Consider the following 10077-nt stretch of genomic DNA (forward strand, 5'->3'; position numbering starts at 1 on the left):
TAGGGCGTGTCGATCTGCGAGATGTTGCCCAGACAGACCACCTTGGTGCCGGGGCCGGCGCGGGTGATCAGGGTTTTCATCTGCTTGGAGGTAAGGTTCTGCGCCTCGTCGATGATCAGGAACTTGTTGAGGAAGGTGCGCCCGCGCATGAAGTTGAGCGACTTGACCTTGATGCGCGAACGGATCAGATCCTGCGTCGCGGCCCGGCCCCAGTCGCCGGCTTCGTCGTCGGTCTTGTTCAGCACGTCGAGGTTGTCTTCCAGCGCACCCATCCACGGCGTCATTTTCTCCTCTTCGGTGCCCGGCAGGAATCCGATGTCTTCGCCGACCGGGACGGTAACGCGGGTCATGATGATTTCGCTGTAGATTTTCTTGTCGAGCACCTGGGCGAGTGCGGAGGCCAGGGTCAGCAGCGTTTTGCCGGTGCCGGCTTGCCCCAGCAGCGTAACAAAATCAATCTCGGGATCCATCAACACGTTGAGTGCAAAGTTCTGCTCGCGGTTGCGCGCAGTGATACCCCAGACGTTGTTCTTGTGGTGGCTGTAGTCCTTGACCGTGACCAGTTCGGCCTGCTTGCCTTCGACCTTGAGTACCTTGGCGTAGAGCGGATTGGGGCCTTCCTGGTAGACGAATTCGTTGGGCAGGAAGTCTGCCGCCAGCGGTCCCTTGAGGCGGTAGAAGGTGTGGCCGTTGGCTTGCCAGGATTCCATGCCCTTGCCGTGGGCATCCCAGAAATTGGCTGGCAGTTCGAGCACGCCGGGATACAGCAGATCGGTGTCTTCCAGCACCTTGTCGTTGGAATAGTCTTCGGCGGGCAGTCCCAGGGTGCGCGCCTTGATCCGCATGTTGATGTCTTTCGACACCAGGATGACCTGCCGTTTGGGGAAATGCCGCGACAGGAACAGCACCACGCCGAGAATCTGGTTGTCGACCTTGCTGGTGGGTAGGGACAGCGGAATGTCGCCGGCGATCGCCTGGGTCTGCAAGAACAGCTTGCCGGTGGCAGCGCCATGGCTATGCGGCGCGATCGGCACGCCTTCTTCGATGGTGTCGATCTTGCTTACCATTTCGTCGAGGAAACGGCTGGCCTGGCGGGCGTTGCGCGAGACTTCGGTCATGCCTTTCTTGTGCTGGTCGAGTTCTTCCAACGTGGCGATCGGCACGTAGATGTCGTGCTCCTCGAAGCGGAACAGACTGGTCGGATCGTGCATCAGCACATTGGTGTCCAACACGAACAGCTTGGTCTGGGCGGGGGCTTTTCTCGGCATGGTTTTAGTGAGCTGTCCTCGGGTGGGTGGGGGGTGGTTTCATCCTACATCAGGCGCAAGTCGGCCGGGTGACACGATGTTTCACCTGGCATGCGGCAGGCCATGTCATTCGGCCGCATCGACGGGCGCGGCCTGGGTTTCCGGTGCGATGCGGCGCGCGCCGTCGAAGCGGTCGCGCCAGTACTGATCGTTGAGGCTGGATACCATGACCTTGCCGCTGCGGTTGCTGGCGGCATGCACGAAGCGGTTGTCGCCCAGGTAAATTCCGACATGGGAAAACGCGCTGCGCATGGTGTTGAAGAACACCAGATCGCCCGGTTGCAGTTCGGGCTGGGTGAGGATGCGGGTGGCCTTGCTGATGGCGACGCTGGTGCGCGGCAGCAGCACGCCCAGCGTCTGCTTGAACACGTGGCCGACAAAGCCGCTGCAATCGAGCCCGGTTTCGGGCGTGGTGCCGCCCAGACGATAAGGGCTGCCGACCAGACTGACGGCATACATGGGAATGTCTTCGGGCGGCGCGTCGGCATGGGCAGCGTGAGACAGCAGCAGCGCCAATAACAAGGTGACAGGCTTCATCGAATAACAATCTGCTCTATATTGATAGAAGGCTACGGCCAAACGGGATGTTTCTTGAATCCCTGGCGCGTGAGTCGCCGAACCGAATAAACCCTGAGGACAGCATCATGAATGACACTTCCACTCCAGACGAAGGCAGTATCCCGGATAACACCCAGCTTGCGCAATGGCACGACGAAGCCGCCGCCGCTGCGGACACCCCCGATCTGTATGAACGGGTGCGGGAATTGACCGCACGTGCATTGCATGACCGGCGTATGACGCTGGGCGAATTGCGTGCGATCGTAGGCGCGATCAGTTCGGGCGTGGGCAGCGGTCTTGCCGCACGCGGCGGCGAAATGAAGGAAGGTCTCAGGCAGGCCGTGTCCGGCCTGGACGAGGCGGTCGGCAGCGCGGCGCAGAATGCGTCCTATACCCTGCGCGAAGCCGTCAGCCAGGGCAAGGCCTTCAAGGACGAAGAGCTGAAGGCCAGTCTGGAACAGTTGCGCGCCCTGGAAGGACAGTTTGTCGACACCCTGAAGCAGACCGCCAGTCAGTCGGGCGGCAAGCTGAAGGAAGAGCTGGAGTATCTGAGCGATCACCTGAAGCACAGCGGCACCCGTACCGGCGAACAGGTTCGCGAGGCTTTGCAGCAGATGGTCAGCGGCCTGAAAAGCAGCGGCGAGGCCGGGCGCGCCGGTTTGAGCGAGTCGGCCAGCACGGCAACCGAGCGGTTGTCGATGGTGGCCAGCGGCGTGCTGGCGGCGCTTTCCGATTCGCTGAAACGGCAGAGCGATCGCCTGCGTTCCTGAAATCTGATTCAACCTAGAAACTGCAGTTGGACGCGCCCGAGGGTGCGTCTGATCGGGTGTCTGCCGCGAAGCAACGACGCTGCGGGCCGGGGCCCGCAAGGAGGCGCGAGAGCGGATTCGTTGCCGCTTCAGCGGCTTTACGAATCCGGCCTCCCCCTCGCGGGGACAAAGGCAGGCGCCCGAGCAGGCGCGCCAGCGGGTGCGTAGCGGTCTCACCCAATGGGTGAACGTCATCGAAGGCAGAAGAGTTAGCGTTCATGCGGCATTTCTTAAGGTGAGAAGCGGTCAACTGCGGTTTTTAGGTTCAATCGGGCGATTGCCCAGCCGACAGCCGCATCGCTGTCGGATACACTCTCGGCATCACGGATTCCAATAACTAGCCCATGCTCTGGGAAACCATTTCGGTCGTACGCGACCTGCCACGCCTGCATGAAATCGCCTCGGTCATGATTCGATATGGCTGGGGCGATCTTGTGCGGGCGCTGGGGATCAACGGCGTGCTGGAACGGGCCGGGCGGATTCTGCACTGGCAGAGCAGCAATGAAATCAGCCAGCTCGATGCGCCGGTGCGCATCCGGCGCGCGCTGGAAGAGCTGGGCCCGACCTTCGTCAAGCTGGGGCAGGTGCTGGCGACGCGGGTGGACATGTTTCCACCGCACTGGATTACCGAATTCGAAAAGCTGCACAGTCAGGTGCCTGCCGTGCCCTACGAGGCGCTGCACGCCGACCTGGTGGCCGCGATCAAGGGCGAGCCCGATACGGTGTTCTCCAGCTTCGACCCGATCCCGCTGGCCGCGGCCTCGATGGCGCAGGTCTATCGCGCCACGCTCAAGGACGGCACGCCGGTGGTCATCAAGATCCGTCGCCCCGGCATCGAGAATGTGATCAAGGCCGACCTGCGCATTCTCGAACACGTGGCCAAGTTGCTGGACAGCGAAATGCCGGATGCGCGCCGCTACGACCCGGTGCACATCGTGGCGCAGTTCGGTCGTTCGCTGAACCGTGAGCTCGATCTGGCGAAAGAGGCGCGCAATATCGACCAGTTCGCGCGCCACTTTGCCGACGAGCCGCTGGTGAAGATTCCCCGGGTGTACTGGGAATTCAGCAATGCGCGGGTCAATGTGCAGGAGGAAATCATCGGCGTGTCGGGCGTGGCGCAGGACAAGCTGCTGGCGGCGGGTCTGGACGCGCGCTTGCTGGCTGCGCGCGGCGCCGATCTGGTGCTGCGGATGGTACTGGAGCATGGTTATTTCCATGCCGATCCGCATCCGGGCAACATGCTTTTCCTGGCCGATAACCGCATCGGCATGATCGATTTCGGCATGGTGGGCATGCTGACCCATGCCCGCCGCAACCAGATTGTCGATCTGCTGCATGCCTTGACCAGCAAGGATGAACAGGCGCTGCTGCAGGTGCTGATCGACTGGAGCGGCGATTCGGTGCTGGACGAAGACCGGCTGGCCTACGACGTGGCCGAACTGATGCAAAGCTACGACGATCTTCAGTTGAAGGATGTGCAGGTCGGCGCGCTGCTGAATGACATCACGGCGCTGATGCGCGAAAACAATCTGGCCTTGCCGGCCGATTTGACCTTGTTGTTCAAAACCCTGATCACGCTGGAAGGCCTGGGGCAGCAACTCGACCCCGAGTTCCACATGATCGATCACGTCACGCCGTTCGTGGAACGTATCATCCAGCAGCGCTTTACCCCGCAGGCCCTGCTGGCGCGCGGGCGCAAGAGCGTGCGGGAGGCGCTTGAAGTGGTGGCGGATCTGCCGCGCGACTTTCGTACCCTGCTGCGCGACATGCGGCGCGGCCGCGTCAAGATCGATCTCGATCTGAAGCGGCTGGACAGCTTCGGCCATCAACTGGATCGCGCCAGCAACCGGCTGACCATGGGCATCCTGACCGCCTCGCTGGTGGTGGGCTCCAGCATCATCATGACGGTGAAGGGCGGACCTCAGCTACTGGGGCTGCCGCTTTTTGGCCTGCTGGGATTCCTGATCGCGTTTTTCAACAGCCTGTGGATCATTTTCTCGATCTGGCGTTCGGGCAAGCATTGAGCCGATCGCATTGAGCCGATCGCTCAGCTCGGCTCTGATACCGCGTTCAAGCTGGCGACCAGTTCGGCAAGCGGCCGTGGGTGGTCCAGCAGGAATCCCTGGACGTGGGCGAAGCCCAGGCTTTCGACCTTGCGCAGGGCCGTCTCGGTTTCCACCCCTTCGGCTGTCAGCGAATAGCCCGCGCTGATCATCATGCGGGCAAAGTCCGTCACCACCTGAGCTGCGCGGTCGTTGGCTTCCAGCCGGCTGATCAGGGAAAGGTCGAACTTGATTACGTCCACCGGCAAGTCGACCAGATAGCGCAGCGGCGAATGCCCGGTGCCGAAATCGTCCATCGCGATGCGGTATTGCGACGTGCGCAGCAAATCCAGATAGGTGCTGGCCTCAGTCACCTGGGTGATCAACGAGGTTTCGGCGATCTCGATCATCAGGGGATGGCGCGTGTTGTGGCGGGACAGTTCCAGCAGATACGACACGATTTCCGGCTGCGATACGCTTTGCGCCGTCAGGTTGATGCAGATGCCCACGCCGGCGGGCAGCTGTTTGGACGACAAATCCAGATCGACCTGCTGCAACACGGCCAGATCGAAGCCGGTTTCCAGACGGCGGCTGCTGACCACCGGCAGGAACGCCGCCGGCAGGATCAGTGTGTCGTGATAGCGGATGCGCGCCAGTGCTTCGTAGTATTTCACCTCCAGCCCGGGCAGGCTGCGTATCGACTGGTAATGCATTTCGATCATGCCGGGCGTAGCCAGGGCCTGGAACACGGCGCTGGTCTCGCGGCTGGCCACCAGGGTTTGCGAGGCGCGTTCCACGTCGTCGCCGTACAGCGCCACCCGGTTGCGCCCGGGCAGCTTGGCGGTATACATGGCGATGTCTGCCTGCTTGGGCAGTTCGTCGATATGTTCGACCTGGTCCGCCGCACAGAAGGCAATGCCGATGCTGACGCTGATCGGCTCGTTGATATCGAGCTCGCTGAATCGCTTGGCATCGAGCAGGCTCTGGCAGCGTTGCGCAATCTGCCGCGCCTGCGCCGGCGTGGTACGCAGCAGGATGGCGGCAAACTCGTCGCCGCCCAGGCGATACAACCGGTCGTTGGCACGCAGCGCCGTCACCAGCGCGTCGGCGATGAGGGTCAGCACGCGGTCGCCCTTGGCGTGACCGTAGGTGTCGTTGATGCTCTTGAAGCGGTCGCAGTCGAACAGCAAAAACGCCACGCCTTGCGGGACGGCCTTGATCTCCTCGCGGAAGCGCGACCAGTCTTCTTCATAGGCGCGCCGGTTGTAACAGCCGGTCAGGACATCGTGGCGCGCCTGCGAACGGAACTCGCGATTCTGGTGCTCCAGCGAACCGTGCAGCTCGCGCAGCTGCAGCTGGTAGTCGAGCAGCGAACGGTGAATGTTCTCCAGTTCACTGATCCGCATCGGTTCGGCATGCTCGGGATTGGGCTCGAAGCGTCCCTGCTTCATGGCATCGATGTCCTGCGACAATTGCCGCAATGGCCGCACCAGCAGGCGGTGGTGTGCCATAAACCCCAGCAGGGCGGTGGCGGCCAGCAGGATCAGCAGCGCGAGCAGCGCCCGCGACAGGATGGCCTGGAAGCGCAATTGTTCGGGGTCGCTGCGGGCGCTCAGGCTCAGATTCGGGAGCAGTTCCGGTGCGGACAGAAGTGCGCCCGGCTTCAGGTTCAGCTTGATGCTGGCGGTGTCGGTATAGCGGAAACTGTTTTGGTTCAGGAGCTCCGCCATGTAGTTCAAGCGAATCAGGCCGTGGCCGAGCAGCGCCAGTCGCCGTTCATCGCTGTAAACCGGAAACGCGTAGTAGAGGGTGATGACGCCCGCCTCGTTGCTGAGCCAGCTGGTGTGGAGATGGGGCGCCACATGAAACGGCAGGCGGGCCGGCAGCGCGTTGCTGGTTCCGCCGGCGCGCAGCTTGTTGCCCGACTGGTCGTACAGCGCCACGCGGGCAAACCGGCTCAGCATACCGCTTTCGTACACCCGCTGATCGCGCCAGTAGTTGTAGTACTCGGGGATCACCAGTTGTTGGCGGGTTTCATCCCAGCGCCCCAGCGTGGCGGCTTGGTTCTTGATCTGCCCCGACAGCCGTTCGATCGCGTCAGCGAGTTCGGCGCGTGCGGCTTTCTGATTGGACTGCATGAGATTGTGCGAGACATTCCGCATCTCGTGCAGGGCAAAGCCGCCAATCAGGCTAACCAGTACCAGCACGCCGACGATGAAGGCCAGCGCAGCCTGCTTGATCGGGATGGAACCAGGTGATTTCATCATGGCGTGGTGGGAAGCGTTTGCAGGAAGCCGAGCGTGTGTTCGAACAGGTCGAACTCATGTTCGGCATCCATGAAATGATTGGCGCCCGGCACGATGATCATTGGCGTCTGGATATGTTGCAGCGCCTGGAGCCAGCCGTGCCCCAGGATTTTGTCGGCATCGCCCATGATGAGCTGCATCCGCACCGGCGCGTTTTTTACGGCCGCAAGCGTGCGTGGCTGATCCCACACGGCATACGACAGCAGGTCTGCAGGGGGTGCAGCGTACTGGGGGCAGAGCGATACGCTCTGGGTAACCAGGCGGGTTTGCTTGTGCTGTACCTGCTCTCTCAACTGGGTTATCAGGGCGGGACGTGACAGGGTCGCAATCCGGGTTTCGATCAGGGACGTTCCAATATAGGCCTCCACTGCCGCATCGGGTTTGCCCTCCAGATAGGCCAGCAGTTGCAGGCTGCCGTAACTGTGGCCAAACAGGACGATGTGCTGATGGCCACGCGATTTCAGCCAGTCGACCCAGCGGGCAATCTCGATGATGTCCTCATTCATGCTGTGGCGATGGATGGCCTCGCACGACAAGCTTTGCATGCGGTTGGGGATGTTGAGGCTGAGCGTCGGCACCAAAACGGTATAGCCGGCATCGTGCAGGCTGTTGGCAAGCGTTGCCACGGTGCGGAATTCGCGCGTTTGCAAAAAACCGTGCAAGAGCAATACCGCAGGTTTGCCACGGGCGCCGGCTCGATAGTCTGCGCTGGCCTGGATGCCGGGGCGTACTTTCAGCTCGACCAGGTTAGCCAGAGCCGCGACTGGAAAAAACAGGATCAGCAGGCAAAACAGCTTGAGGCGCATGAAAGGAACAAGGTGTCGAGGGTTACAAATCGTTTTACGGCAAATGTTCCGGAAAGCTATAGCCATGGCCATGCAAACTGTGTGGATTCTGGACGGATGGTACACTCCAGCTCGAAATTTGGCGCAACAAAGTCTGGCCTGAATGTCTGATCTCAAACGTATTTTTTCCCCGGATGGCGCGTGCGCCACGGTTCTGTCCGGCTGGCGCTCGCGTCCGCAACAGCTGGCCATGGCCGAGGCGGTGGAGCAGGCCATCGAGACGCATGGCGTGTTGCTGGCCGAAGCCGGCACCGGCACCGGCAAAACGCTGGCCTATCTGATTCCCGCCTTGCTGTCGGGCGGCAAGGTGGTGATTTCCACCGGCACCAAGGCGCTGCAGGACCAGTTGTTCCACCGCGACCTCCCCGCTGCGCGGCGCGCATTGAAATCGCCGGTCAAAGTCGCCCTGCTCAAGGGACGCGCCAACTATGTCTGCCACCATCATCTGCAGCGCAATTTGAGCGATGGCCGCTTTGCCAACCGCGATGACGCGGCGTGGCTGCAGAAAATTGCCCGTTTTGCCGAAACCAGCAGCAGCGGCGACCGTGCCGAAGCCGAGGGCATCCCCGAGGATGCCACCGCGTGGTTTTATGCGATTTCCAGCCGCGACACCTGCCTCGGCAGCGAATGCAGCCATTTCAAGGACTGCTTTGTGATGTCCGCGCGCAAGGCTGCGCTCGAGGCCGAGGTGGTGGTGGTCAACCATCACCTGTTCTTTGCCGACCTGTGGTTGAAGGACGAAGGCGTGGCCGAACTCTTGCCCGCCTGTAATACCGTGATCCTCGACGAAGCGCATCAACTCGCCGAAACCGCTGCGCAGTTTTTTGGCGAAACCCTGTCGGTCGCGCAGCTGCTCGATCTGGCGGGCGATACCAAGCGTTTGGCAGCGGTGAAGGCGGGTGACTTTCCGGCGCTGCGTCGCGCCGCCGAAGACCTCGGCAAGGCGGCGCGCGACCTGCGGCTGGCGTTTCCGCAGAATCCGGTCAAGGCGACGGTGGCGGAACTGACGCGCTACGACAAATGGCCGGATGCACTGAAAGCGCTGTCGGCGGCGCTCGATGAAACGGCGAAACTGCTGGAAACCCAGGCCGAGCGCGATGCCGATCTGAAAAACTGCTTCGAGCGCGCGCAAGGCATCGAGGCCACGCTGGCCAGCTGGCAGCGCGACGACGATCCTGCCAACCCGCGCGTGCGCTGGCTCGAAACCACGCTGAGCTCGCTGCTGCTGCACGCGACGCCCTTGTCGGTCGGCGCGATGTTCGGCGCCAAACTCACCGAGCGTGCGCAGGCGTGGATCCTGACTTCCGCCACGCTCGCCGTTGGCGGCGATTTCACCCACCTGAAAACCCGGCTCGGCATCGAAGAGGCCGATACCCTGTGCGTCGACAGCCCCTTCGACTATCCGCGTCAGGGCGTGTTGTACGTGCCGCAGAACCTCCCCGCGCCCAACACCCCCGAGTTCACCGATGCCGTGGTCGCGGCCGCCTTGCCAGTGCTGGAGATCAGCAAGGGGCGCGCGTTCATCCTGTTCACCAGCCTGCGCGCGCTGGAAAAAGCGCGCGGCCTGCTGGTCGAAGCCCTCAAGCAGCGCGGCTGGGATTATCCGCTGCTGGTGCAGGGCGACGCGCCGAAGAACGAACTGCTCGCGCGCTTTCAGCAGGCCGGCAACGCCGTGCTGCTGGGCAGCCAGAGTTTCTGGGAAGGCGTCGACATGCCGGGCGACGTGTTGTCGGTCGTCATCATCGACAAGCTGCCGTTCCAGCCGCCGGACGACCCCGTCGTCGCCGCGCGCATCGCGCTGGCAGAAAGGAACGGCGGCAAGCCCTTCATGGATTACCAGCTGCCGCATGCTGCAATCAGCCTCAAGCAGGGTGCCGGCCGCCTGATCCGCACCGAAACAGACCGTGGTGTGCTGATGATTTGCGATACCCGGCTGGCGGACAAACCCTACGGCAAGCTGCTGCTGAACGCGCTGCCGGCGATGACGCGGACGCGCAAGCTGGAGGTGGTGGCGCGGTTTTTTGCGGCGGGGAGTTTGAACACTCCATCCATCGAGGGGGGGGGTGAACGCGAAGTGGTGCCGGGTGGTGAGGCGCGTGGTTAGCTGAGTGTGGTTGGCCGGGGGTAGCCCGGCAGCTAGTCACTTTCTTTTGTCTCGCCAAAAGAAAGTAACCAAAGAAAAGGCGACCCCGCTCATCCCCGAAACCCCG

7 protein-coding genes are annotated in these 10077 nt (G+C 62.2%); 3 read left to right on the forward strand and 4 right to left on the reverse strand.

The window, feature by feature from the left end:
* A partial coding sequence (locus IV098_RS09910; RefSeq protein ID WP_296888643.1) for a PhoH family protein occupies nucleotides 1-1268 on the reverse strand: 1268 nt, incomplete at its 3' end.
* A 105-nt stretch (nucleotides 1269-1373) separates the two neighbouring features.
* On the reverse strand, nucleotides 1374-1844 hold the full coding sequence (locus IV098_RS09915; protein WP_296888645.1) for a C40 family peptidase: 471 nt from the start codon (nucleotides 1842-1844) through the stop codon (nucleotides 1374-1376).
* 107 nt (nucleotides 1845-1951) lie between these two features.
* Between IV098_RS09915 and IV098_RS09920 the strand changes: the two genes are divergently transcribed.
* Together IV098_RS09920 and IV098_RS09925 are read left to right on the forward strand one after the other, a co-directional pair.
* Nucleotides 1952-2635 carry a DUF6781 family protein gene (locus IV098_RS09920; protein WP_296888646.1) on the forward strand — a complete coding sequence of 228 codons (684 nt, stop codon included), beginning with the start codon at nucleotides 1952-1954 and terminating at the stop codon, nucleotides 2633-2635.
* A gap of 383 nt (nucleotides 2636-3018) precedes the next feature.
* Nucleotides 3019-4698: an AarF/UbiB family protein gene (locus IV098_RS09925; protein WP_296888648.1), complete on the forward strand. Its 1680-nt coding sequence runs from the start codon at nucleotides 3019-3021 to the stop codon at nucleotides 4696-4698.
* 23 nt (nucleotides 4699-4721) lie between these two features.
* Here the strand turns inward: IV098_RS09925 and IV098_RS09930 are convergent, their stop codons facing one another.
* Together IV098_RS09930 and IV098_RS09935 are read right to left on the reverse strand one after the other, a co-directional pair.
* A complete protein-coding gene (locus IV098_RS09930) occupies nucleotides 4722-6983 on the reverse strand; it encodes an EAL domain-containing protein (protein WP_296888650.1) in 2262 nt (753 codons plus the stop codon).
* The gene (locus tag IV098_RS09935) at nucleotides 6980-7828 is read right to left on the reverse strand and encodes an alpha/beta hydrolase (protein WP_296888652.1); all 849 of its coding nucleotides are present in this window, start codon (nucleotides 7826-7828) and stop codon (nucleotides 6980-6982) included. The genes IV098_RS09930 and IV098_RS09935 overlap by 4 nt, the downstream gene beginning before the upstream one ends.
* Before the next feature lie 142 nt (nucleotides 7829-7970).
* Between IV098_RS09935 and IV098_RS09940 the strand changes: the two genes are divergently transcribed.
* The gene (locus tag IV098_RS09940) at nucleotides 7971-9971 is read left to right on the forward strand and encodes an ATP-dependent DNA helicase (protein ID WP_296888654.1); all 2001 of its coding nucleotides are present in this window, start codon (nucleotides 7971-7973) and stop codon (nucleotides 9969-9971) included.
* Nucleotides 9972-10077: the final 106 nt, after the last annotated feature.

The organism is Thiobacillus sp. (genome assembly GCF_018780105.1).
Taxonomy (GTDB): Bacteria; Pseudomonadota; Gammaproteobacteria; order Burkholderiales; family Thiobacillaceae; genus Thiobacillus.

Excerpts from the sequence above, each read along its gene's own strand:
- IV098_RS09925 (WP_296888648.1), top strand. The coding sequence starts at position 3,019 with ATGCTCTGGGAAACCATTTCGGTCGTACGCGACCTGCCACGCCTGCAT.
- IV098_RS09920 (WP_296888646.1), top strand. The coding sequence starts at position 1,952 with ATGAATGACACTTCCACTCCAGACGAAGGCAGTATCCCGGATAACACC.
- IV098_RS09935 (WP_296888652.1), bottom strand. The coding sequence starts at position 7,828 with ATGCGCCTCAAGCTGTTTTGCCTGCTGATCCTGTTTTTTCCAGTCGCG.
- IV098_RS09915 (WP_296888645.1), bottom strand. The coding sequence starts at position 1,844 with ATGAAGCCTGTCACCTTGTTATTGGCGCTGCTGCTGTCTCACGCTGCC.
- IV098_RS09930 (WP_296888650.1), bottom strand. The coding sequence starts at position 6,983 with ATGATGAAATCACCTGGTTCCATCCCGATCAAGCAGGCTGCGCTGGCC.
- IV098_RS09940 (WP_296888654.1), top strand. The coding sequence starts at position 7,971 with ATGTCTGATCTCAAACGTATTTTTTCCCCGGATGGCGCGTGCGCCACG.